This is a genomic window from Macrococcoides bohemicum, from assembly GCF_003259675.1.
Lineage (GTDB): Bacteria > Bacillota > Bacilli > Staphylococcales > Staphylococcaceae > Macrococcoides > Macrococcoides bohemicum.
Genome location: NZ_PZJG01000006.1, coordinates 95,681 through 121,253, shown reverse-complemented (window position 1 = coordinate 121,253; position 25,573 = coordinate 95,681). Strand labels below are relative to the sequence as shown.

General features: G+C 35.1%; 23 protein-coding genes and 1 pseudogene. 4 read left to right on the top strand and 20 right to left on the bottom strand.

What is annotated here, in order from left to right:
• Positions 1-61: 61 nt before the first annotated feature.
• The gene (locus BHX94_RS13110) at positions 62-961 is read left to right on the top strand and encodes an exonuclease domain-containing protein (RefSeq protein WP_111746375.1); all 900 of its coding nucleotides are present in this window, start codon (positions 62-64) and stop codon (positions 959-961) included.
• Between the two features lie 10 nt (positions 962-971).
• Here BHX94_RS13110 and BHX94_RS10050 read toward each other — a convergent pair whose 3' ends face one another.
• The 5 genes and pseudogenes from BHX94_RS10050 to BHX94_RS10035 all read right to left on the bottom strand — a co-directional run bounded on the left by BHX94_RS10050 (position 972) and on the right by BHX94_RS10035 (position 5,991).
• Positions 972-1,187, bottom strand: coding sequence for a hypothetical protein (locus BHX94_RS10050; protein ID WP_096075920.1), 216 nt, complete (start codon positions 1,185-1,187; stop codon positions 972-974).
• 15 nt (positions 1,188-1,202) lie between these two features.
• On the bottom strand, positions 1,203-2,270 hold the full coding sequence (gene dinB, locus BHX94_RS10045; RefSeq protein ID WP_111746373.1) for a DNA polymerase IV: 1,068 nt from the start codon (positions 2,268-2,270) through the stop codon (positions 1,203-1,205).
• 173 nt (positions 2,271-2,443) lie between these two features.
• Positions 2,444-2,563: pseudogene (locus tag BHX94_RS12880) on the bottom strand (hypothetical protein); the annotation flags it as partial.
• A 172-nt stretch (positions 2,564-2,735) separates the two neighbouring features.
• On the bottom strand, positions 2,736-4,100 hold the full coding sequence (gene rlmD, locus BHX94_RS10040; protein ID WP_111746371.1) for a 23S rRNA (uracil(1939)-C(5))-methyltransferase RlmD: 1,365 nt from the start codon (positions 4,098-4,100) through the stop codon (positions 2,736-2,738).
• Positions 4,101-4,179: 79 nt separating this feature from the next.
• Positions 4,180-5,991 carry a 5'-nucleotidase C-terminal domain-containing protein gene (locus tag BHX94_RS10035; RefSeq protein WP_170120825.1) on the bottom strand — a complete coding sequence of 604 codons (1,812 nt, stop codon included), beginning with the start codon at positions 5,989-5,991 and terminating at the stop codon, positions 4,180-4,182.
• Positions 5,992-6,103: 112 nt separating this feature from the next.
• On the opposite strand from BHX94_RS10035, the gene BHX94_RS10030 reads away from it, so the two are divergent.
• Entirely contained in the window at positions 6,104-6,922 is an 819-nt protein-coding gene (locus BHX94_RS10030) for a glucose 1-dehydrogenase (RefSeq protein WP_111746367.1), read from the top strand.
• Positions 6,923-6,960: 38 nt separating this feature from the next.
• Here BHX94_RS10030 and BHX94_RS10025 read toward each other — a convergent pair whose 3' ends face one another.
• The 4 genes from BHX94_RS10025 to BHX94_RS10010 all read right to left on the bottom strand — a co-directional run bounded on the left by BHX94_RS10025 (position 6,961) and on the right by BHX94_RS10010 (position 10,192).
• Positions 6,961-7,914, bottom strand: a complete 954-nt coding sequence (locus tag BHX94_RS10025; RefSeq protein WP_096075915.1) for a diacylglycerol kinase — start codon at positions 7,912-7,914, stop codon at positions 6,961-6,963.
• A 12-nt stretch (positions 7,915-7,926) separates the two neighbouring features.
• Complete coding sequence (locus BHX94_RS10020) at positions 7,927-8,115, bottom strand: hypothetical protein (protein WP_111746365.1); 189 nt, start codon at positions 8,113-8,115, stop codon at positions 7,927-7,929.
• Positions 8,115-9,566, bottom strand: coding sequence for a helicase HerA-like domain-containing protein (locus tag BHX94_RS10015; protein ID WP_111746363.1), 1,452 nt, complete (start codon positions 9,564-9,566; stop codon positions 8,115-8,117). The genes BHX94_RS10020 and BHX94_RS10015 overlap by 1 nt, the downstream gene beginning before the upstream one ends.
• 98 nt (positions 9,567-9,664) lie before the next feature.
• The gene (locus tag BHX94_RS10010) at positions 9,665-10,192 is read right to left on the bottom strand and encodes a GrpB family protein (RefSeq protein WP_096075912.1); all 528 of its coding nucleotides are present in this window, start codon (positions 10,190-10,192) and stop codon (positions 9,665-9,667) included.
• A 338-nt stretch (positions 10,193-10,530) separates the two neighbouring features.
• Here BHX94_RS10010 and BHX94_RS10005 point away from each other — a divergent pair, with 338 nt between their 5' ends.
• Positions 10,531-11,325, top strand: a complete 795-nt coding sequence (locus BHX94_RS10005) for a substrate-binding domain-containing protein (RefSeq protein WP_111746361.1) — start codon at positions 10,531-10,533, stop codon at positions 11,323-11,325.
• Between the two features lie 48 nt (positions 11,326-11,373).
• On the opposite strand, the gene BHX94_RS10000 is transcribed toward BHX94_RS10005, so the two are convergent.
• The 4 genes from BHX94_RS10000 to gatC form a co-directional block, all read right to left on the bottom strand.
• Positions 11,374-12,177 carry a tyrosine-protein phosphatase gene (locus BHX94_RS10000; RefSeq protein ID WP_111746359.1) on the bottom strand — a complete coding sequence of 268 codons (804 nt, stop codon included), beginning with the start codon at positions 12,175-12,177 and terminating at the stop codon, positions 11,374-11,376.
• Positions 12,178-12,342: 165 nt separating this feature from the next.
• On the bottom strand, positions 12,343-13,770 hold the full coding sequence (gatB, locus tag BHX94_RS09995) for an Asp-tRNA(Asn)/Glu-tRNA(Gln) amidotransferase subunit GatB (protein ID WP_111746357.1): 1,428 nt from the start codon (positions 13,768-13,770) through the stop codon (positions 12,343-12,345).
• A 12-nt stretch (positions 13,771-13,782) separates the two neighbouring features.
• On the bottom strand, positions 13,783-15,228 hold the full coding sequence (gene gatA, locus BHX94_RS09990) for an Asp-tRNA(Asn)/Glu-tRNA(Gln) amidotransferase subunit GatA (RefSeq protein ID WP_096075908.1): 1,446 nt from the start codon (positions 15,226-15,228) through the stop codon (positions 13,783-13,785).
• A gap of 3 nt (positions 15,229-15,231) precedes the next feature.
• Entirely contained in the window at positions 15,232-15,531 is a 300-nt protein-coding gene (gene gatC / locus BHX94_RS09985; RefSeq protein ID WP_111746355.1) for an Asp-tRNA(Asn)/Glu-tRNA(Gln) amidotransferase subunit GatC, read from the bottom strand.
• Positions 15,532-15,698: 167 nt separating this feature from the next.
• Between gatC and putP the strand changes: the two genes are divergently transcribed.
• The gene (gene putP, locus BHX94_RS09980; RefSeq protein WP_111746352.1) at positions 15,699-17,228 is read left to right on the top strand and encodes a sodium/proline symporter PutP; all 1,530 of its coding nucleotides are present in this window, start codon (positions 15,699-15,701) and stop codon (positions 17,226-17,228) included.
• 119 nt (positions 17,229-17,347) lie between these two features.
• On the opposite strand, the gene BHX94_RS09975 is transcribed toward putP, so the two are convergent.
• The 7 genes from BHX94_RS09975 to BHX94_RS09945 form a co-directional block, all read right to left on the bottom strand.
• Positions 17,348-18,526 (bottom strand): CamS family sex pheromone protein, encoded by a 1,179-nt coding sequence (locus BHX94_RS09975; protein WP_111746350.1) that lies wholly within the window; start codon positions 18,524-18,526, stop codon positions 17,348-17,350.
• Between the two features lie 19 nt (positions 18,527-18,545).
• Positions 18,546-20,528, bottom strand: a complete 1,983-nt coding sequence (gene ligA / locus BHX94_RS09970; RefSeq protein ID WP_111746348.1) for an NAD-dependent DNA ligase LigA — start codon at positions 20,526-20,528, stop codon at positions 18,546-18,548.
• Positions 20,529-20,531: 3 nt separating this feature from the next.
• The gene (gene pcrA / locus BHX94_RS09965) at positions 20,532-22,691 is read right to left on the bottom strand and encodes a DNA helicase PcrA (RefSeq protein ID WP_111746346.1); all 2,160 of its coding nucleotides are present in this window, start codon (positions 22,689-22,691) and stop codon (positions 20,532-20,534) included.
• Between the two features lie 4 nt (positions 22,692-22,695).
• The gene (gene pcrB, locus BHX94_RS09960) at positions 22,696-23,379 is read right to left on the bottom strand and encodes a heptaprenylglyceryl phosphate synthase (RefSeq protein ID WP_111746344.1); all 684 of its coding nucleotides are present in this window, start codon (positions 23,377-23,379) and stop codon (positions 22,696-22,698) included.
• 94 nt (positions 23,380-23,473) lie between these two features.
• Positions 23,474-24,355 carry a M15 family metallopeptidase gene (locus BHX94_RS09955; protein WP_111746342.1) on the bottom strand — a complete coding sequence of 294 codons (882 nt, stop codon included), beginning with the start codon at positions 24,353-24,355 and terminating at the stop codon, positions 23,474-23,476.
• A 21-nt stretch (positions 24,356-24,376) separates the two neighbouring features.
• The gene (locus BHX94_RS09950) at positions 24,377-25,084 is read right to left on the bottom strand and encodes a M15 family metallopeptidase (RefSeq protein ID WP_111746340.1); all 708 of its coding nucleotides are present in this window, start codon (positions 25,082-25,084) and stop codon (positions 24,377-24,379) included.
• A gap of 73 nt (positions 25,085-25,157) precedes the next feature.
• Positions 25,158-25,460 carry a YerC/YecD family TrpR-related protein gene (locus BHX94_RS09945; protein WP_096075899.1) on the bottom strand — a complete coding sequence of 101 codons (303 nt, stop codon included), beginning with the start codon at positions 25,458-25,460 and terminating at the stop codon, positions 25,158-25,160.
• Positions 25,461-25,573: the final 113 nt, after the last annotated feature.

The following is a 25,573-nucleotide window of genomic DNA, read 5'->3' as shown; positions in this document are numbered from 1 at the left end:
TTTTTTAAAAAAATATATATTTTAATAAAATTGTACAATGTGATGTAAAAAGGAGCTAACAATGAATTCATTTATAGCATTAGATTTTGAAACAGCTAATGGTAATCCTGCTTCAATTTGTAGCGTCGGTATGGTAAAAGTAATCGATAATATGATGACTGAAACCTTTTACACATTAGTAAATCCTGAAACATATTTTAGCGCATCTAACATTCAGGTACACGGTATACACGCAGATGACGTTCAGGACGCACCAACCTTTAAACATGTTTATCCATATATGCTCGATTTTATCGGTGAACTTCCGGTTGTGGCACATTTCGCGCAATTTGACATGAAAGTATTACATGCCTCTATAAATAAATATCATTTCGATATGCCAAAACTACCATATTTCTGTTCGGTCATTATGGCGAGAGATACGATAAAGAATCATAGTTATAGTTTAAAGAATATGATGGCCTATTATAAACTGGATTTCCACGGGCATCACCATGCATTAAATGACGCTAAGGCATGTGCTATGATTACAGTCAGATTGCTGAAACATTATACAGACCTCGAAGAATACTTTTCAACGAAACGCCGAAAAAAATATATTAAAAGCATTTCGACTACTACGAAAAACCAAAGCATGTCACGCTATCATCGCGAACTAAGCAGTATAAAATCTACTACAGCAGTAATTGACAAGAGCCATCCTTTTTACGATAAACAAATTGCAATTACAGGAACACTTCATAAAAAAAGAAAACATATTGTGCAATATATCGTTGATAACGGTGGTAGTTATACAGATGAAATCGAGCAGGCAGACATATTAATCAGAGGAAGACAAAAGTCTGATAAACCCTCTAAAAAAGAAGGGGTCGCCCGTAATAAAATTGCTTTAGGGCACGATATTACAATTATGAACGACGATAAATTACAGCAGATGATCGCCTTTTATCAATCGATATAAAAAAACACGACTACTTCTTATGTGTAGTCGTGTTATTCTTTATAGTCTTTTTAATGTTATGACGGTTCACTGGTCGTTCTAATTTATGATCAATCCAGAATAAAAATCCTGCGACTAAAATAATACCGATAAGCGGTAACACTTTAAAGCCGTGTTCTACCGTTTCCATAATATACATCATAATGAGAAGTGCAGTTATACCAATGATTGCAAATTTAAATTTCATAATACTTCCTCATTTCTAAAGAAAATCATATATCGTAAGATTTTCATACACTTTATTTTTTAAATTACCCACAGAGACGCCTACTAACCGTATATTGTTAAACTCCTCTTTAAGGTCAGTATATAATAACACAGCTGTATTATAAATGGTATCAGCTTGATCTGTAAAGTCTAATATTTTTGTTTGTTTTGTATGTGATTCAAAGTCACTAGTTTTTATTTTGACGGTAATCGTATCACTTACTTTATTTAAATCCTGAAGTTTCAATGCCACTTTTTCTGAGTGCGTACGCATTGTCTGTAATATAAATACTTCATCCTGAACATCATGAGAAAATGTTGATTCCTTACCAATTGATTTTCTTACTCGGTCCATATTTATTATGTCAGAACCAATACCACGAGCTTTTTGATATAAACTACTACCTTTCTTACCGAATAATTCAATTAATTCAAGTTCAGATTTATCACGTAAATCTTTGCCGTTCATTATCTTAAGTCTTTGCATCTCCTCCTCTGTCACTTTCCCTACACCAGGAAATTCACCGATGGGAAGTTCAGCTAATATTTGTTCAACATTTCCGTAATGGATAACCGTTAAACCATTCGGCTTATTCATGCCGGAAGCAATCTTTGCTAAAAATTTATTATAAGAAACACCAGCTGAACACGTAAGATTTGTAGCTGTCAGAATATCTCTTTTAATAAAAGCTGCAATTTGACTTGCACCAAGATCTTTACGTACAAGATGTGTTATATCTAAATACGCTTCATCTAGTGATACCGGTTGTACAATATCAGTGTAGCCTTTAAATATCGACATAATTTGACTCGACACTTCTTTATATACATCAAATCTAGGACTCACATAATAGCCGTCTGGGCACAACTGATGTGCACGAGCAGTAGGCATCGCACTATGCACACCAAATTTACGCGCTTCGTAACTCGCCGTTGCCACAACACCACGATTACGACTCTTGCCACCAACAATGACAGGTTTACCTTTTAGGTCAGGATTATCCCGCTGCTCAACTTGTGCATAGAAAGCATCCATATCGATGTGAATGATTCTTCTCTCCATATTATCACTTCTTTAGTTTTCTTGTACTTTAATTATATATGAAAAGTGCGGGAGAAGATAATTCAGGATACTTCCGTGTGGAAATGATTGTATTTCATTAATACTACCGCTTGCGAAAACAACCACATAACAAAAAACACAGACTACAAAAGTCTGTGCTTTAATAACTATATTTATTTCAGTCTCGCATCTAAACCATATTGATATGGTACACCTAAATGTTCTCTCAACGTATTTCCCTCATAATCTTTATGGAAGACACCACGTTCCTGTAAAATCGGAACAACTTCATCTAAAATCGTGCTATAAAAAACTTTCAACAAAAAAAGCCCTGTTTCCAGAGCTTTCAAAAATCAAGTACTTACTTCGTAAGTCTAACTACGACCTCGTCAGTAGCTTGCTGCCAATCATACTTCGGCGTTGCCTCGTCTTCTTGGGCAAGCCTTGCATGGGTCTCCATAAGACTTACTTCGTAAGTCTAACTACGACCTCAGTATGTGCTGTTTGCGGGAATAAGTCGACTGGTTTTACCGTTTCTAACTTGTATCCTGCGTCTGCAAATTTACGGCAGTCACGCGCACATGTTGATGGGTTACAGCTGACATAGACGATCTTTTTAGGATTTTGTGCAATTAATGTCTGAATAAAGTCATCGTCTAATCCTTTTCGTGGTGGATCGACTACTGCTACATCAAACTTAACGCCTTCCTCGCTCCACTTCGGTAGGATTTCATCTGCTGCGCCTGTCTCAAAATGTACATTATCAATGCCATTCATCTTAGCGTTCTGTTTCGCCATCTTAATAGATTCATGCACAATTTCCATCGCATAGACCTGTTTCGCCTGCTGTGCTAATGCTAAAGAAATCGTCCCTATACCACAATATGCGTCCAACACTGTTTCAGTACCATTTAAATCTGCTGCTTCTAAAGCTAATTGATACAATACTTCTGCTTGTGGTGTATTCACCTGGAAGAATGAGTTTGGCGATACTCTGAATTCTAGTCCTAACATCTTATCAGTATAGTAGGGTGTACCATGTAGTACTGTATTGTTACGGCCTAATATCACGTTACCTTCTTGGTTATTAAAGTTTAATACAACACTTTCAACATTTTCGATTTCATTCACGATATCATGTGTAATTGATTCGATATTTTGCAGACGTTTTTTATTCGTCACTAATATAATCATTAATTGTCCTGTATAATGGCCACGTTTCACTACGATATGACGGATTTCACCGTTATGGTTACGCTCATTATATGGCACAATATCATATTTACGTAATATATCTCTTACTTTCACAATCGCTGCATCGATGTCTTTATGCTGAATATAGAAATTCTCAACAGGTACAAGCTGATGACTATTCTTTCTGAAGAATCCTGTCTCAAGCATGCCATTAACAGTTCTTACTGGAATCTGTGCTTTATTTCGGTATTCATAAGGTACTTCCATCCCTACAGTTTCAGCTACTTTTACACCTTTAAACTTACCTAATCGTTCAAACGCGCTTTCTACTAAATGCTGTTTGAACTTTAATTGAGCTGGATACGATAAATGTTGTAATGTCATCGTTCCAATTTGTCGACCAACAATATCTTTTTCCGCTACACGGTCCGGGCTTTCCGTCTGTACTGAAACAAGACGTGCAAATCCAAATGTCTTACCGACTTTCATCACTTTAATCGTCACGTCTTCTCCTGGTAATGCGCCTTCAACGAAAAATGGATAATCGTCAATCTTAACAACACCAGATCCTTCATGCGTTAAGTCTACTACTGTCCCTTGTAATTCGTCATTTTTGTTAAATTTAATTTGTTTCATATTTTCTCCTAATATTTTATTTCAAAATATTGATAAGACACAATGATTTCGAATGTGTTACTAAGGTATCGTCTTATCCTTATGTTAATGCTGTATTAAGTTCGTAAATTAAATAGTCATCGTCGTATGTTTCTGTTGGCGTAATCCCTGGTTGCAAATATGCTGATCCTTTTGGACTTGATTTAAATTTATATATGCCATCCTGTAAAAACGTAAATGGTCTTGTTGGTTGAAAATCAACCCCAAATCTTTTTATATAATCAATAATAATTTGTCTAATTTCAATATCTTCTAATTGTATCTTAGTCACTGAGGCATCATTTAATATTGGACAAAAGTTTGTACGATAATCTGTCGTTAGCACTGTAAATTGCTGTTCATCAGTTACAGGTTGATTTAAATAGGTTAAATCTTTAATACGATACGTGTCATTTATTTTCTCACCTACACTACTGTACCGTGCTTCTCGTGATAAGTCTATACAATAGTTTAAATCATAGAAGATATCCATGTTATAACTTGGAAATCCAGGTGATGTTGATTTATTATCTTTAAGCATATATTCACTATCTGTTGTATTAAAACAAGATACGCTCCATTCGACCCACTCTCGTAAGATGCGACCAGAAACATTTACGGCTGACATCTTATTTGGAAAGCGATAAATATTAATTGCATCTTTAAGTGTTAGTTCACCACTGTCAATTTCGATATAATCATTTACCCCATCTCTTCCAGCTTTAATTGGTGCACTTGTTGATATAATATTTGTACTTGCTAGTTTGAGTTGATGATTGCCAATCATTTGTTCAATTGCATATTTACCTGCTTTAGCTATTACTTCTACCACAGTGCTCGTACCAACTTGCGCAAAATAACTATCGTGATGGCGCTCAGTCATGCCAATGGGTTGTTTTATGTAATCTAACACACCCTGATGCGCAGTTTGATTTACATCTATAAAATGTGTATTAATCTCCACATCACTTGATTTTAATTCGATAACGTTACTTTTACCGTTCACAATCTTAAAGCCTTGTTCTGTTTTCTCGAGCGCAAGGTCTATTCTTCCAAGATGGCTTGCAAAACATACAGGCTGGACACCATAAGCGTGAAATACACGCCCATTCTCATTATCGACATCTGGAATATTCACATAGTCAGATCCAGGAAATTGCTGATGTGTATGACCGAACACAAACGCATCGACTGCCTCAATCTGTGCCAAGCGATATACCTGATTTTCAATGCCTTTCATATTTTCTAATTGTTCTTGATCTAACCCTGTATGCATTAATGCGATGACAACATCACATCCAAATGCTTTTAACTGATTGCTATATTGATACAATGCGTCATACATATCTTCAACAATTACACGATCCGTTAAATGGTCTTCATCCCATTTCATAATTTGCTCAGGTACGACACCTGTTATACCGATTTTTACCGTTGTTCCATCTTTATATGACTTTTCAACGATATGAAAAGGCGCAACAACGAAGTCACCATTAATATATTTCACATTACAATTGATTAATGGAAACAATGCCTGACGATTGGCTTTATCTAAATATTCAAGTCCATAATTAAATTCATGGTTACCTAAAGTGCCAGCATCATAGCCTATCTCATTCATCATATTGATTGCAGGATGAATTGACGGACGCATTTCTGCTGCATAATCTGCCATAATATTTCCTTGCAGTATATCACCGTTATCTACAACAACTGTTGCAACATCAATCTTTTCATTAGCTGCTTTAATCGCTTCAATCTTACTGCCAGCAAGAATTAATCCGTTAATTTTCAGATCACTTTCTAAAAAATAATCATATAAACTAATATGACTATGTGTATCTGTCGTTGCTAATATCGATAATCTATACATATGTGCGCCACCTTTCACATTTATTTTATTAGAAATTAAATAGAATGTCATTTTTTCTATCATAGATTAATCTTGTAAATTACGGGTATTGAATCAAAAAGGGAGTGACTTTATGTATAAAGATTTAACAGGAAAAGTGGCTATTATTACTGGCGGGGCATCAGGTATAGGAAGAGCAACAGCCATACGCTTTGCAAAAGAAGGCATCAACGTAGTTATCAACTATCGTTCTCGCGAAGTTGAAGCAAATGAACTTGTCAATATCGTAAAAGAGATTGGTGTCGATGCACTTGCAATAAGAGCAGATACTACAAATAAAAATGAAATGGAAAGTCTGGTAAAGCAGACAATCGATCATTTCGGTGCATTTCATATTATGGTAAATAATGCTGGTATTCAGTCTGATATACCAAGCCATACGATGCCCATTGATGAGTTTGATAAAGTAATTGATGTTAATCTTCGTGGTACATTTATCGGTTGTCAACTGGCGCTAAAGCATTTTATGGATCGCAAATTTAAAGGCAGTATCATTAATATTTCAAGTGTTCATGAAATCATTCCATGGCCACATTACGCACACTATAGTGCAAGTAAAGGTGGCGTAAAATTGATGACGCAAAGTTTAGCGTTAGAATATGCGCGCGTTCAAATTCGTATTAATAATATCGCCCCTGGCAGCATCAATACACCGATAAATGCTGAGAACTTTAAAACACCTGAAGCGAAACGTGATGCTGATTTATTTGTCCCTATGGGCTATGTTGCCGAACCAGAAGAAATTGCTAGTGTAGCAGCATTTTTAGCCAGCAAGGAGAGTAAATATATTACAGGTCAAACGATTGTGGCGGATGGTGGACTAAGTCTTTATCCTTCACATCGTAATTTCGAATACGATGAATTATTAGAATCGTTTACAGATGAAATTTAAATAAAAACTGCTTTCTCGCATTGAGAAAGCAGTTTTTATTATTCCTTTTCAAGGTCTTGCTTATATTGAATGATAATCTCATTTTCTTTATCTGGATGTAATTTATCTAACTGACTATATACATTGATATGTCTTTCTAAATTCACAAAATGCGCCGGTAGTATCCCACCAAACTCACCGTCAACATTGAGCTGTACTTTTTCAAAAGACGATACTTTTATATCTTTCGCTTTTATATAATGTACTTTCGGATGTTTAATGTGATCCCCACGTGAAGCAAGTGAGAATACATGTCCGAATTCAGCAAAATTTACTTTTTCTAAAAATAATAAAGTAAAGTATCCATCATTTATCGATGCGTTCGGTACTAACTTTTCAAATCCACCTACAGAGTTCGTCAATCCGATTAAAAATAACATCACTTCACCACTAAATACCTTACCGTCATATTCAATACGAATATCCGTCGCCTTTATTTCCGGCAACATCTCTAAACCTTTAATATAGTATGCTAAAGGCCCTAGCACAGTCTTAAGTTTGCTCGGCGCTTCATAACTTACTTCAGTAATCTTACCACCACCTGCAATGTTGATAAAATAACGATTGTTCATCTTACCTACATCAACCGGTACAGTGTTTCCTTCTATAATCACATCTACTGCTTGTAAAATATCTTTCGGAATGAGCAATGCTCTACCGAAATCATTTACTGTACCCATCGGTATTACACCAATATTCGGTCGATATTCCTGTTCAGCAATACCGTTTATTACTTCATTAATCGTCCCGTCACCACCCGACGCAATAATAAGATCAAAGCGATCTTCTACAGCTTGTCGCGCCGCTTGTATCGCATCACCTTCTGCTTTTGTTGCATAGGCACTCGTTTCATACCCTGCATCTTCTAGCTTAATTAATACATCAGCCAATGACTTCTTAAATAATTCTCGTCCTGAAGTTGGATTATAAATAATTCTCGCTCTTTTTCTCAAAAAGCACACCACCTATTTCTTCTCTTTTAAAAATCCACGGTCTTTCAAATACATTCTAAATAGAATAAATGTTACAATCACGATACATACTTGTACACCTTTAATAAATATTTCGTTATTCTGGACAGTAGGTGTCATCAATACAATCACCAATGAAATATTAATTGCGATGAGTACAATATAAATCCATCCACTTTTCATTATCGTTTTCTCCCGCCGAATATATTTCGTACAATTTCACGACCGATTTGTCGACCTACACTAGTAAGTACACTTGTCGCAACTTTTTGTAATTCTGATTTTGGTTTTCTTTTTTCAGCTTTTACAGTTTTATCTTGTAATTTTGCTTCAGCTGCCTTTTCCTTTTCAACTTCTAATTGCGCAAACTTTTCCTGTAACAATTCATATGCACTTTCTCGGTCGATTGCTGTGCCGTATTTCGCTTGATAAGGATTTTCTGTAAGTACAGTTTGTTTAACGGTACTATCGATAACGCCTATCTTACTTTCAGGTGGTCGTATAAAGGCACGTTCTACAATGCTAGGTTGACCTTCTTCATTTAAACATGATATTAATGCTTCACCTGTCTTTAATTCACCGATTACAGCCGCCACATCCAGTTCCGGATTTTGTCTGAATGTTTCAGAAGCACTTTTCACTGCTTTCTGATCTCGTGGTGTAAATGAACGTAATGCATGCTGTATACGGTTACCAAGTTGTCCTAACACTTCATCAGGTAAATCTACTGGATTTTGAGTAATGAAATACACCCCTACACCTTTAGATCGTACAAGACGAACGACCTGTTCAACTTGCGTAACAAATGATGCTGGTGCATCTTTAAATAGTAAATGTGCTTCATCAAAGAAAAATACAAGTTTCGGTTTATCTAGATCACCAACTTCAGGTAATTCCTCAAACAATTCTGTTAATAACCACAAAAGGAAAGTTGAATAAAGTACGGGTTTTGTAAATAAGTTATTCGCCATAAGCACATTGATAATGCCTTCACCGTCAGGACTTACTTCCATAAAATCAGTTAAGCTTAAAGCAGGTTCACCGAAAAAGTTCTCAGCACCTTGTGATTCAAATGATAACAGTTTACGTTGAATCGCTCCCACTGATTGTTTTGTAATATTTCCATATTTACTGCTATATTCAGATGCATTATCCGCCATTTCTTTCAGTAAAGATTGTAAGTCTTTTAAGTCTAATAGCAATAACCCATTGTCATCACTAATTTTAAATGCGATATCTAAAATACCAGATTGCGTATCGTTTAATTCTAATAAACGCGCTAAAAGCATCGGTCCCATTTCAGAGATTGTTGCTCTAACTGGTGCGCCATCAACGCCAAATATATCCCACAAACGAACAGGATAACTTCTCGGCTGGTAATCTGTAATATTTAAGTCTTTTAATCGTTGTTCAATTTTTTCATTTAATGTCATCGGTTCAGCGATACTTGCCAAGTCCCCTTTAATATCTGCCAAAAACACCGGTACACCTGACTTTGAAAATTGTTCTGCTAAAACTTTTAATGTTACAGTTTTCCCTGTACCCGTTGCACCAGCTATCAATCCGTGACGATTTGCCATTTGTAATTGTAAAGTTATATCATTTATGTTTTTCGCAATATTTACTGTCGTCATCCATATCCCTACCCTTTTTATTTTGCATAGTTACTATTTATTTTACAATAATCTATATATTATGCAATTTTGACAGAAAAAAAGGCTAAGCAGAATGCTTAACCTCTTTTCGCTTCATACCAGCGAAGTGCTTTTGCTTCTAATTTCAAAATATAGTCATTCTTCGTTACATTATAAGTGTTGAAATCATTTCTATATTGCACTGCTTGTTGCATCTTAAATTTGGCATATGCCAGACGTTCAAGTTTATGTTCACGTAAATAGTCTCTTAATGCGAGTCTTCTTGTAATTGCATTAAAGTTTGTTCTTTCAATCATCGTTACATAGAACGTCAGTTGATTTTTCTTTGCTACAAAGAGTCTGCACTGTTCATCAGTCATCTCTTTTACTTCTACTTCTTTATAACCGATAGCCTCCATCTTATCTTTATATAAACTCACTTGTGATAAAGTTTTTACGATTGGTAATATATCTATCGTCTGATTACCAGGTAAATCTTTCACTGAAGTGCTTCCAAAATGATGAAGTTCAACGATTTCATTTCTGAAAATTTCTATCAGTTCTTTTGCCTCATGGATAAAAATCTGATGATAGTCTTTTTCATTCCAAGGCGTATAATCAATCATAAAGATCCTCCGATTCAGGAAATGATACCATCGACACTTATATAGAGATATTTTACCATATCAATTGTAGTATTACTATCTTATTTTAATCATTTTCCAATTTGTAATGTTCACAACTTAAGCTACACTTTTATAATATATTTACTTATTATTATCCTAAAAATCTAGTCGAAAAATCTAGTATTAAACTTAAAATTTTATTTTAATTATGTCTTAACTTATCATGTTTAGGGTATATATCTTAAAGAAAAATTTATCAAATAGTACTTGTATGTATAAATTTTCTCATTTTTTTGTTACTATATTAGTATTGAATAAAGGTGGAGGAACAATTCGCAATGAAGAATTTATTGTTTTGGATTTATATCGTTTTAGCAGTAATTCTAATTGCAGTGGGTTATACATTTTGGGAAACACGTGTAACTGACTCTGAGGCTAGAGAAAAAGCAATCTCTGAGCAAAGCGATAAAGATTACTATGCTGAACAAGATAATAAGACTAAAAAAGAAGTAAAAAAAGATACAAACAAAAAACCGAATACAAATCTTTTTAAAAAGAAAACTTTCCAGTCTATCTATAACAATGCAGTTAAAGATAAGAAAGTCATGAATATCACACTTGTGTCTACACCGTATCAAACATCTGACGAGAACACGACAGTTAAAGATGAGTTAGCATATGCTTCTGACGATCATATTAAAGTGAATGAAGTAGAAGTATCTGGTTCTTCTTCAACAGTAAGTATCGAAAAAATTAATAAAACTAAACCTGACTTAGTCATTTTAGATGCATTAACTTTAAACGATTTCTATGAAAATGTATCGTCAAACGACCACATCGCAAAGATTGAAAGTATCTATTCTGCAGCAGGTAACGATAATACGCCTGTAGTAATCATTGGTACAAGACCTGAATACAATGATTCTAATTTTGCTAAATATCAAAAAGCTGAAGCAGATTATTTCGGTAGTCAAAGCAATGAATTTTTCTATGTGAATCAATCTAACAAATGGCCGAACAATAAGGCAATTGAAGATTATTACAACGTAGATGATGGTTTATTGACAGACCGTGGTGTAACAAGATGGGTAACATCAATTTCAGATTATTTATTTAACGATAAAGTTGAATAGTTAAAAGCCTGTCTCCAATGATTTTGGAGACAGGCTTTTTTGTTATATTTAAAATAATCCTAAAAATTTCTTCTTCTTTTTCTTAACAGGTTTCTCAATTTTATCTTTCTTCCCTACTTCAATCGGACTGACATAACGAATCGTTTCACCCTTTAACACTTTTAGGGCATTTTCTTTATACTTGTTAACTGCTTCATCACCATATTTCCAGGCAATTGCTTCATACGCTTCATTCATATAATAATTTCTTGAAGTTACATTATGAGCATCACTCGCTACTATATGAATTAAACGATGGTCCATCATCATTTCAGCACACTGCTTGCTAAATTCACCTAAATGACCACAAACAACCCCGGCAGTAACTTGAGCGAGCGCACCAAGTTCTATAAGTTCAGCCAATCTATTTGGATTTTTTTGAAGCTCAGAATTACGCTCAGGATGTGCTATGATCGGAATATATCCTTCTAAAGCCATCTTCGTAAATAATTGCTCTGTAAATATTGGTACTTCATGTGAAGGAAACTCAATTAACACATAAGGACTATCTTCAGATAAAGTTAAAGCCTGAGCATGTTTTAAATCTTCAACAACATCTCCATAAATTCTTACTTCCTGACTGGCATGTACTTTTACAGGTATACCTTCAGCGGCAATAATTGTATTCACTTCTTCTGTTAAAGCTTTAATTTTCGGTCCAAAATTTTCGTACACACCAATTTTATGATGGGGTGTCGCAATAATATCAGTTATTCCTTCTGCATGTGCGGCTCTTGCCATATCAAGCATATCTTCTTTTGTTTGTGCACCATCATCGATACCGAATAATATATGGTTATGAATATCAATCATTCTATTTATCTCCTCGTCCTAAGTTCATTAAAATAATAGTATCAATTTGATAATAATTGTCAATTATTTTATGACTGTTAATTATTACACCTTACTATCATTGTATTATAAAAGCTCTAAAGATAGGCACATATTGTCCTATATCTAGAGCTGATAATACATATATTAACGTTTTTCTAATTCTTCTTTAAGAATTTTGTTAACCATTTGTGGGTTAGCTTGTCCTTTAGAAATTTTCATAATTTGACCAACTAAGAATCCTGTCGCTTTGCCTTTACCATTCTTAAAGTCTTCAATCGATTGTGGATTGTTATCTAAAGCTTCAGTAACGAATGCTTTTAATTGCTCAGGATCAGAAATTTGAACTAATCCTTGTTCTTCCATAATCACTTTCGGTGCTTTTCCACTTTCAACCGTTTCAGCGAATACTTTCTTCGCGATCTTAGAAGAAATTGTACCTTCTGCAAGTAATTTCACCATTTCAGCTAAGTTTTCTGGTGTTAATTTTGTATCATGTAAATCCTTTTGATTTTTGTTTAAATATTCGTTTACGCCACCCATTAACCAGTTTGAAGAAAGTTTAGCGTCTGCATCTAAAGCAATCATTGCTTCGAAGAAATCAGACATTTCTTTCGTTAATGTTAATACGTGTGCATCATATGCAGGTAATCCGTATTCTGAAACATATTTCTCTTTACGTACATCAGGAAGTTCTGGAATAGACGCACGTACGCGTTCTTTCCATGCTTCATCAATGAATAAAGGAACTAAATCAGGTTCAGGGAAGTAACGATAATCATCTGAACCTTCTTTAACACGCATAAGAATTGTTTTACCAGTAGATTCATCAAAACGACGTGTTTCCTGAAGAATTTCGCCACCATTTAGTAAAACTTCTTCCTGACGTTTCACTTCATGCTCTAATCCTTTTTTAACGTAAGAGAATGAGTTTAAGTTTTTAAGCTCTGCTTTCGTACCGAATTTCTCTTGACCAACTGGACGAAGTGAAATGTTTGCATCGCAACGAAGTGATCCTTCTTCCATACGTACGTCAGATACACCTGTGTATTGGATGATTGCTTTTAACTTCTCTAAGTAAGCATATGCCTCTTCTGGTGTGCGGATATCTGGTTCAGATACGATTTCAACTAACGGTGTACCTTGACGATTTAAATCGACTAATGAATAACCGTCTTTATGGCTTAATTTACCAGCATCTTCTTCCATATGAAGACGTGTAATACCGATACGTTTCGTTTCACCTTTTACTTCGATATCAATATATCCATTCTCACCAATCGGCTCATCAAATTGTGAGATTTGGTAAGCTTTCGGATTATCTGGATAAAAGTAGTTTTTACGGTCAAATTTCGTAGAAGTTCTAACATCCATATTTAAAGCCATAGCAGCTCTCATTGCCCAGTCTACAGCTGTTTTATTCACAACAGGTAATACACCTGGATATCCCAAGTCAATCACGTTAACATTTGTGTTCGGTTCTGCTCCGAAATGTGCAGGAGAAGCCGAAAACATTTTTGATTCTGTTTTAAGTTCTACATGGACCTCAAGTCCGATTACTGTTTCAAAATGCATAGTATATTCTCCTTATAATGATTGATAACGTTCAGACATATTAAATACTTGCTCGTAGTTATATGCAACGTTGTATAATGTTTTCTCATCGAACGGCTTACCGATTAACTGTAAACCGATTGGACGTCCATTTGCTTCACCACATGGTACAGAAATTGAAGGTAATCCTGCTAAGTTAATTGGAATTGTTAAGATATCATTAGCATACATTGTTAATGGATCATTGATTTGAGCACCGATATCGAATGCAACAGTTGGTGCAGTAGGTCCAACAATAACATCATATTCTGCAAATACGCGTTCAAAGTCCTGTTTAATTAACGTACGGACTTTTTGAGCTTTTTTATAATAAGCATCGTAGTAACCAGAACTTAAAGCATACGTTCCTAACATAATACGACGTTTCACTTCATCGCCGAAACCTTCCTGACGCGTCTTTTTGTATAACTCTTCTAAGTTTTTAGCACCTTCTGCCTGATAACCATAGCGAATACCATCGAAACGCGCTAAGTTCGCTGACGCTTCACTAGAAGAAAGAATATAGTACGTTGCTACACCATATTTAGAATTTGGTAACGAAACTTCTGAAATTTCAGCACCCATTTTTTCTAATGCTTTAATCGCATTCTGAACTGAAGTACGCACCTCTTCAGATACACCTTCTCCTAAATATTCTTTTGGTACTGCAACACGTAATCCTTTAATGTCCTTTTCAATATTAGAAGAAAAGTCAACATCTTCTACCGGTGCACTTGTAGAGTCCATATTGTCGTGTCCAGAAATAATTTCTAATACTTTTGCATTATCCTTAACATTTCTTGTAATCGGTCCGATTTGATCTAAAGAAGATGCAAATGCCACTAAACCATAACGTGATACGCGGCCATATGTTGGTTTCATACCGACAACACCACAGTATGATGCTGGCTGACGAATTGATCCACCAGTATCACTACCTAAAGAAAATGGTACTAAACTAGCTGCAACAGCAGCAGCAGATCCACCTGAAGAACCACCAGGTACTGCAGAATGATCAAACGGATTGACAGTTTTCTTATAGAATGAGTTTTCAGTTGATCCGCCCATTGCAAACTCATCCATATTTAATTTTCCGACAACAATACCATTTTCCGCATTTAACTTATTCATAACTGTCGCATCATAAACCGGATTAAAACCTGTTAAGATTTTTGACGCACAAGTCGTTTCTAGATCTTTTGTCACGATGTTATCTTTAATACCCATCGGAATTCCGAAAAGTTTACCTGTAGGTTCCTGATTATCCATCGCTTTCGCTTTATCCATAGCAACAGCTTCATCTAATGCTAAGAAAGAATTGATTGTTGCATCAGTTTGTTTAATATTTTTAAATGTTTCTTCAATTAATTCAGAAGGTTTTACTTTTTTCTCTTGAATCAATTTCGTTAAATTTTCTATAGATTCATATCTTAATGACATTTGTTATTCTCCTCCGTCTAAAATCGATGGTACTTTAAATTGACCTGCTTCTGTACTACGCGCATTTCTTAAAATTTCTTCTTGTGTTAAACTCTTTTCTGCAACATCTTCACGCAATACATTTTGAAGATCTAATACATGGAATGTTGGCTCAACATTTTCTGTATCTACTTCTTCTAATTGGTCTGCAAAGTTAAGAATCGCTTCTAATTGAGAGCTGAACTTTGCTGCTTCTTCTTCAGTAATTTCCAGACGTGCTAAATGTGCAACGTGCTTTACCTGCTCGTTCGTTACGTTTGACATGAATATATTCCTCCTGAACTTTATATCATCCTTAGATTTTATCAAATTTTTTAAGAAAAATCTAAAGTTATTAAAAATTATCTTTGAAAACGCTTTAAAAGGACTTATAATAAAGTGTACAAAATATTCTGATTTAATGTATTAAAGGGATAAAAGGGGGATAAATAATGTTTTTATTAGGAAATACGTTTCAAAACGTAAAAATTGAAGCAACATGGATGACCTATGTCATGATTGCTGTGTACTTCTTCATCTTGCTTGGCATCGGATACTATGCCTACAAGCAATCAACAAGCACGCTGGATGAGTATATGCTTGGTGGTCGTAATCTTGGTGCTTTAGTTACAGCGTTATCAGCAGGCGCTGCTGATATGAGTGGATGGATGCTGATGGGATTACCTGGATCTGTTTACTCAACAGGTATTTCAGCAGCATGGATTGCAATCGGGTTAACGTTCGGAGCATGGCTTAACTACATTTTAGTTGCACCACGTTTACGTGTTTACACAGAACTTACAGATAATGCAATTACCATTCCAGATTTCTTTGAAAAACGTGTTAGTGACCATACACGTATCTTAAAGATAATTTCAGGATTAGTAATCATCGTCTTCTTCACATTATATACACATGCTGGAATGGTATCAGGTGGCGTATTATTTGAAAGTGCATTTGGATTAAATTATCATGTCGGGTTAATTTTAACGGCAGGTATCGTAATTCTGTATACATTGTTCGGTGGATATTTAGCAGTATCTTTAACTGACTTCTTCCAAGGGGTTATCATGTTAATCGCTTTAGTATTAGTTCCGATCGTAGCGATTATGAAATTAAATGGATTAGAAGTATTTGATACAGTTGTTGAATTAAAACCAACTAACTTAGACATCTTTAAAGGAACAACAACAGTAGGTATTATTTCGTTACTTGCTTGGGGATTAGGATATTTTGGACAACCACATATTATCGTAAGATTTATGTCAATTAAGTCTCATAGAATGTTACCAGCAGCACGAAGAATCGGTATCTCATGGATGGCTGCTTCATTGATTGGTGCTGTCGTTACAGGTCTTGTTGGTATCGCATTCATCAATGAATCAGGTACAAAATTAGAAAACCCTGAAACAATTTTCGTAGTGATGAGTCAAGTGCTCTTCCACCCGTTAATTGCAGGATTCTTCTTAGCAGCTATTTTAGCGGCCATTATGAGTACGATTTCTTCTCAGTTACTTGTAACAAGTTCAGCTTTAACACAAGACTTTTATATGTTATTCACGAAATCTAGTTTACAGGATACAAGTCGTGAGAAAGAATTCGTTTTAGTTGGAAGAATTTCTGTATTGCTTGTAGCAGTAGTCGCTGGTGCGATTGCATGGAGCCCAAATGATACAATCTTAAACTTAGTCGGTAATGCATGGGCTGGATTTGGTGCTGCATTCGGACCACTTGTATTGTTATCCTTATACTGGAAAGGCTTAACGAAACATGGTGCAATTACAGGTATGGTATTAGGTTCAATTACCGTAATCTTCTGGATCTTCATGAAATCTCATGGCGGCATCTTCGAATATTATGAAATCATTCCTGGATTTATCATCAGCTTAGTTTCTACTGTATTAGTGTCTCTGATGACACCAAAGCCAGAACAACGTATTATTGATGAATTTGATGAAATGAAACGTATTGTTAGAAGTTAATCATTATATTTTTATATGAAAGTGACCTCAGATTTATTTTGAAGACACTTACCCTTCCTAAAATCATTTCACACAAAAAGCCATTCAATACACTTTCGTATTGAATGGCTTTTTTAAATTTACTGACGATATACATGAATCGTCGGTTCTTTAGCACCTTTATTTTTCACGATTAACGCAAGTGGTTTATCGTTATCTACGATAGAGATTTCTAAATTATCAACTTGACTGAAATTCTTCATTGCTAGGTCTGCAATATATTGTGTAACACCTACCACCTCTGCTTTACCAAAGTAGTCTAATGGCACATTAATATTCAGCTCTTTAATCGAATCGTTGACAAAATAACCTGTTCCTATTGATTGCGTAAAGTTTGGAAAATACGTTTGTAGCTGATCGTTAAATTGTTTATAATCATTATTTAATTTCTCATTTAATTTATCTGCATCAGCTGAAGGTAACAATACATACTTTTCATTTATAGACTTCCATTTTCCAATCTTCTTACTGCTTTCCTCACTTACAGCATAAGAGACAAAATTCCCTGGAGTAATACTTTCTGATGATGATTGTATAAAGATTGCAAACGTAATCGGAATATCCTTTAATTCCTGTTTCACACGTAAGCGAGATAGTATCTCATCTGCCATTGCTTTCCCTTTTTTCTCAACTTCTTTTTTATCTAAATTTTCACTATACACTTCACCATATGCTTCTTTTTGATAGTAGTAAACACTATTCATCGCAAGGCCGATTGTCATACCGGAAATTCTCTTACGTTTTGCGTCTGATTCCGTAAAGAAGTCCTGTTCAATAATATGCGATAAATAAGCTGGCGATTCTTTTGCAATCTTCGTTGGATCTGTTTCACCTTTATGCGATGGATTTAAACCGAAGTTGGCATATGCATTTTTTTCGATACGTTCATCCTTGTCCATCTTGTCTATTTCAGTTTTTGTATATTGTGGTTCCAGATAACTTTCTACAGCACTTTTTGTCAGTAATTGGCCATCGCGATACAAATACTCATCAGGAGAAAAAATCTTCTTACTGATACGTAATAAACCTGTTTCAAATGCTTCTCCATTGTAGCTGCTAGACATATTTGTACTTGTTAATCCACGTGCCTGACTTTCTTTAAACGGTAATAACGTTCTAAAATAGTCATTTGAAATTTGAATATCAGTAGCAATTTGCTTTTCTTCTTTTTCTTTATTCTGATCATTGGTTGTCGTTGCAGAATTCGAACAACTTGCTAATATAAGTGTCGATAATACTAAATAGCCTAAACGTTTCATCTTTTTCTCCTAACTATTATTACTTAAGTGCTTCAATCATCATTGTTTCATTCCAGACTTCAATGCCTAATGTTTGTGCTTTTTCAAGCTTACTTCCAGCATCTTCCCCCGCTATGACTAAATCTGTTTTTTTCGTTACAGAACTTGTTACTTTTGCACCCAGATTAGTAAGTGCTTTCGTTGCATCACTACGTGACATTATGTTTAATTTCCCAGTAAGTACAATGGTTTTATTACCAAATACCGGATGAATTTCGATATCTTCTTTTTTCTGTCCATTATACGTCATATTGACGCCGCTTGACGCGAGTTTATCTATTAATTTAATAATATCTTCATTTTGCATATAAGTAACGAGTGACTGCGCCATTTTATATCCAATATCATCTATTTCAGTTAACGCTTCTATTGTAGCAGATTTTAAGCGATCCATTGTATGATATTCCTGTGCTAATATCTGACTTGCTTTAGCACCTAAATGTCGAATACCTAATCCAAATAATAATCGTTCCAGCGAATTGGATTTCGATGCTTCTATTGCGCTAAGTAGTTTATCCACTTTCTTCTCACCCATGCGTTCAAGCGGTAAAAGTTGTTCACGTGTTAAATTATAAATATCTGCAACATCATGAATGATACCTTCCTGATATAAGCTTTGTACAATACGTTCTCCAAGTCCATCGATGTTCATCGCTGTTCTTGAAACGAAGTGTATTACTCCTTCTACAAGTTTTGCATCGCATTTCGGATTAATACAACGTAAGGCAACTTCTCCTTCAATACGCACAAGTTCATGACCACATGACGGACATACTTCAGGCATATGATAAGTTGTTGCACCCTCAGGTCTACGATCAAGTACGACACGCACAACTTCAGGAATAATTTCCCCAGCTTTACGAATAACGACAGAATCTCCAATACGAATATCTTTTTCGTGAATCAGATCTTCATTATGAAGTGATGCACGTCCAACAGTCGTGCCTGCAACATTAACGGGTTCTAAAATCGCAGTTGGTGTTACAACGCCCGTCCTTCCGATAGATAGCTCAATATCGTTTAATGTCGTTACAACTTCTTCTGCCGGAAACTTATAAGCAATTGCCCATTTCGGTGATTTAGCTGTAAATCCTAATTCATCCTGTTTCGCTAAATTATTAACTTTAATAACGATACCATCAATATCGTATGCTAAATTCTCACGTTTTTCTGTCCAGAACTTAATATATTCAAAAACTTCCTGCATATCCTTACATAATCTACGTTCAGGGTTTGTCTTAAATCCAATTGCATCAAGTCGATCTAATGCTTCACTTTGACTTGATGCATTAATCTCACGTAAATCATTCACACTGTACAAGAAGATATCAAGCTTTCGTTTAGCGGCAAGCCTTGAATCAAGCTGACGCAGTGAACCTGCAGCAGCATTACGAGGATTTGCGGCCAGTTGTTCACCATTTGCAGCACGTTGTTCATTTAATGCGATAAATGAACTTTTAGGCATATAAGCTTCACCACGCACTTCAAACGTTAACGGCTCTTTAATTGTTAATGGTATCGCATAGATGGTTCTTAAATTTTCAGTGATATTCTCACCGGTCGTTCCATCACCACGTGTTAATCCCTGAACAAAGACACCATCCACATATTTTAGTGAAACAGCTAATCCATCTATTTTTAGCTCTACCATATATTCTACGCTACCTACTTCGTTTCTAACACGTGTATCAAATGCGATTAAATCCTCTTCGCTAAAAGCATTACCTAGACTTAGCATCGGTGTATCATGATCAACTTTATCAAACTTGGATAAAGGTTCAGCTCCTACACGAACCGTTGGTGAATCCTGAGTTTTCAGTTCAGGATGCTTCTCTTCTATAGCAATTAATTCGTGTAATAGCTTATCATATTCTGCATCCGGTACCGTTGGATTATCCAATACGTGATATTCATAATTATATCGATGTAAAAGTTGATGTAATTCCTGAACTCTTTTTTCCATTGATTACTCCTTTTTTTCAATCGGTGCAAACTGACTTAATAGACGTTTCATACCAACTGATTTAAATATAATATCAAGTTCTGTTGAACCATTCTTTTCACTAACGTTACTTACTAAACCTTCTCCCCAGGCTTTATGCATAACTTTATCGCCAACTTTATAGTCACTCGGTGCTGAGGTTGCTGTAGTCGTCATTCGTCTTGCAGGTCCTCGTTTCACACCTTTAGGGTACGTTGGTCTAGCTGGTGTATCTAAAATATCATCAGGAATTTCAGTAATAAATCGCGACTTTCTATTTGCTTGAGTTCTTCCGAATAAACTGCGCATATCTGCATGTGTTAAATAGAGATGCTCTTCAGCACGTGTAATTGCAACGTACATCAATCTACGTTCTTCTTCCATCTCACTGTCACTATTCAAACTTCTTGAATGTGGAAAGATCGTTTCTTCAAGTCCTGCAATAAATACCACTTTAAACTCTAAACCTTTTGCTGAGTGCATTGTCATCAATGTAATTCCTGCTTCTAAATCTGCGTTATCAACATCTGCAACAAGTTGTAGGTCCGTAAGGAAATTAATCAGTGACTGTTCTTCGTCGGGTGTTTCCTTTTCATAATCTTTCGGTACACTCATAAACTCCTGAATATTTTCAATACGTGACTGAGATTCTAGTGTATTTTCCGCTTCTAACATGCGCATATATCCTGTTTGTTCAAGTACTTCTTCTGCAAGTTCAGAAACAGACAAAAATTCCTGCTGTTTCATAATGTTATCTAACATGTTATAGAACTGGACAAGCTTTTCAGTCGTCTTTTTCGGTAAACCGATAAAGTCTACTTCAGCTAACGCATCAAAATAACTTAAACCATTGTTCTCAGCATACGCTACGATTTTATCTAACGCAGATGGTCCAATGCCTCGTTTAGGCGTATTAATAATACGCGTGAAACTAATATCTTCATTACTATTTGCGATTAATCTCAAATAGCTTAATATATCTTTAATTTCTTTTCTATCATAGAATTTTGTTCCACCGACCATCGTATAGTTAACATTTGATTTCATCAAAGTTTCTTCCAGTACACGTGATTGTGCATTCGTACGATATAGAATTGCCATGTCTTTCAAGGCATAACCATCACGCTTTTTCTTCAATATTTCCGATACAATATATTCTGCTTCAGAACGTTCTGATTGTGCTTTATAATAATTAATTTTAGAGCCGTGATCATTATCTGTCCATAATGCTTTCGGCTTACGTTCTGTATTATTTTTAATGACTTCATTGGCAGCAAATAATATGTTCTTCGTTGAACGATAGTTTCTTTCTAAAAATATCGTCTTCGCATCTTTATAATCTTTTTCAAAACTTAAGATATTATAAATATCTGCACCACGCCAACCATAGATAGATTGATCCGAATCCCCTACGACACATAAATTTTTGAACTTGTCTGCGAGCATCTTAACAAGCATATATTGCGCCCTATTCGTATCTTGATATTCATCGACGTGAATATACTGAAATTTATTCTGGTAATAATCTAATACATCAGGTACACGTTCAAATAGCTTTAATGTCATCATAATTAAATCATCAAAGTCGAGCGCATGGTTTTTAAGTAATTTCTCCTGATATTGTTTATACACTTTTGCAACCATCACACTCATAAAATCATTTGCATCTGCTTGTGCATCATCAGGTGTTTTCAGTTCATTTTTTAAATTAGAAATTTCACCGACAAACATTCTTGGATCATATTTCTTCGGATCAATATTCTCTTTTTTCAGTATATCTTTTACAACAGAACGTTGATCAGTCGGGTCAAGTATCGTAAAGTTGCGTTCGATGCCTATTCTATCGATATCACGTCTTAAAATTCTTACACACATACTGTGAAACGTAGAAATCCATATTACGTCTGATGCATCGCCGATAATATTTTTTACACGCTCTTTCATTTCTTTTGCTGCTTTATTTGTGAATGTTATTGCTAATATTTTATATGGAGATACATCTTTTTCATCGATTAAATAAGCAATGCGGTGTGTTAGAACACGGGTCTTTCCTGAACCTGCTCCTGCCATGATAAGCAGTGGTCCTTCTGTCGTCTTCACTGCATTCTGTTGCTCTTCATTCATGTTCTTTAATAAATCATTCACAATATTAACCCCTAACCTTTACTGTTTGTAATGCACTTTTGATATCTGTATAAATTACGTTTCCTACTACAATCGTATCTGCTACTTCGAACATCTCACGTGCTTTCTGTAATGAATCAATACCACCACCATAGATAAGTCGCGTTTGATTCAGCCTTTCTTTGGCAGCCTCAACCAGACTGACGTCTCCATATGTGCCACTATATTCGATATACATTGCTTTTAAGCCATATAGATGTTCGATCATTTCTGCATAAGCAGCAATATCATCTTGATTTAAATCTGTATTACTACGCGTTAGTTTCGCTACTTTACTGTCCGGATTTAATACTACATAACCTTCCATTGTAAATAAATCATAATCCATCATATGTCCCATCTGTTTAATCGCTTCGTGTAGCATACCATTATGAAAATGAACGTTATCACTATTTAACACTGAAGGAATTAAATAATGATCAAACCCTGGAATCGCACTTTCAATATTTGAAATTTCTAATACACAAGGCACAGGATAGCGTCGGACGCGACTCATTAAATCTAATACATTTTCCATCGTCACATTATCTGAGCCCCCGATAAAAATTGCATCTGTACCTGATTCACAAATACGTTCTAAATCATTATCGCTGATTTCTTTTGCAGGATCTAACTTGAATACATGTTGCCAATCTTGAATCTCGTACATAAGGTGTCTCCTTTTATAATAATAATGAATATTATATCATTTTTTTGTGCATTTTTAATGCGAAACGAAACATATGTTTGCATAAAAATAACACCTACTGTGAGGTGTTATTTTCTATTGTTGGTTGTTCTGTTAATGGTTGTTCTGTTAATGGCTGTTCTATGGTTAACATTTCTGTTGTTGACAGTTCAGCTGTAGATTTTTCAGTTGTTGGTTCTTCCGTTGTGGGTATTTTTCGAGAGATTTTTTTCGCAATCGGCTTTTTGTATACACCTAAATATTCTTCTAAAGTTTGACCAGAGCGGTATAACTTTGCTGCATGTTCGTTACCGACATAGCGAATATGCCACGGTTCATAGCGGTAGCCTGTAATATGCGTTTTATCTTTGCCATAACGGATAATAAAGCCATATTTATGTGCATTTTCTTTCAGCCAATTCCCTTCAGGTGTTTGCCCAAACTGAATACTCATGTTGGCTACTGATTCGCGTGAACCGATATCATATGCAAGACCTGTCTGATGCTCTGATTGCCCAGGTTTTGCACTATATGATTCAGCAATTTGCTGACCATCTAAAGCAACAAATTTATCGTACAATGTTTTCTGGGCCGCATAACTGCGATATGCACTGCGTACAACAAGATGCATATTATCTTTTTGGGCATCCACGATCATCTTATTTAATATCTTTCTGACATTTTTATTTTCTCCAGGATTATACGTTGATGGTAAACTAATTTTTTTATTTACAATAAGAATTCCGTTAATATATGTCACGCCATTTTTAACTTCTTTCTTGTATTTTGTCACCTGTTTTTTCTGCAATGCTTCTTTTTTCTGTTGTACTGCTTTATCTTTCTTTTGTGCGTCTTTTGTGTCAGCTGCTTTTTCTTCGCTTTTTTCAGGCTTAACTATAGATTCCGGAAGACTACAGCTTGTAAGTAATAACACTGATGCTAATAATATTTTCTTCATTTGTTTCTCCTTAATATCTAACTACTTCAAACCAAGGTATTCTTCTAGTGTCAATCCACTTGTTTTGACTTTCTGAGCTATTTCTTTACCTAAATATCTCAAATGCCAAGGTTCATATTGATAGCCGGTAATATCTGTTTTGTCTTTAGGGTATCTTATAATAAAACCATATTCCTGAGCATTTTCTTTGATCCATTTACCTTCATCCGTGTTTTCAAAAGAAACTTTAAAATCATCTGTTCCGGCAGTATTTCCTAAATCAAATGCTAATCCTGTCTGATGTTCAGAATGCCCTGGACGCGCACTATACGTATCCGCTTTACTTTGACCGTCTCGTGCTACATAATTGTTATATAATTCAGTTTGCGTCGCATAACTTCTAAATCCACTGCGTAATACCAGGTTTAGACCTTGTGCATTACCTTGCTGTATCAAGTGATCAATCGCTTGTCTTGCTTCTTGTATTTCGCCTGGTGCATATGACTCAGGTAATGCAATATCTTTATTCACAATTAATATATTATCAATATAAATTATGCCATCTTTTACTTCTTTTTGATGTTTTTTATGGTCTGATGGTATTGTAGTAGAACCATCAGAAACAGTAGTCTCTTTTTCTGAAGACATTTCTGTCTGCTGTGTTGAATTCTTATGTGTTTGTTGATTGGTTTCACCTTGATTACAGGCAGCTAATAGGATAGCTGACAATACAAGCAAAGATTTTTTCATGTCTTCTCCTCATTTCATTTACTATTATATGCCAAAAAAAATACTGAATCAAATATGACCCAGTACTTGGAAATTAAGATTTTGTTTCGATATTCATTCTGTCTAAAACCATCGTATAGGCATCGTTTCCCCATTGTAAAGAGCGTTTCACTCTTGAGATAGTAGCAGTTGATGCACCTGATTCTTTTTCAATTGCAGCGTATGTAAATCCTTGTTTAATCATCTTAGCAACAAGTAGACGTTGTGATAAAGACTGAATTTCATTCACTGTGCAAAGATCATCAAAAAACTGATAACATTCTTCACGAGATTCCAGCGTTAGAATTGCATCGAACAATTCATCTAGTTGTTTCCCCTTAATTTTCTCGATTTGCAATATCAACACCCCTTAAACTTTAGTACTTATATTTTAATGTATTACATTGTTAAAGTACAGCAATACAGTATTACTCTATATCATTTAACAAAATTCGTATAATATAATTTTAT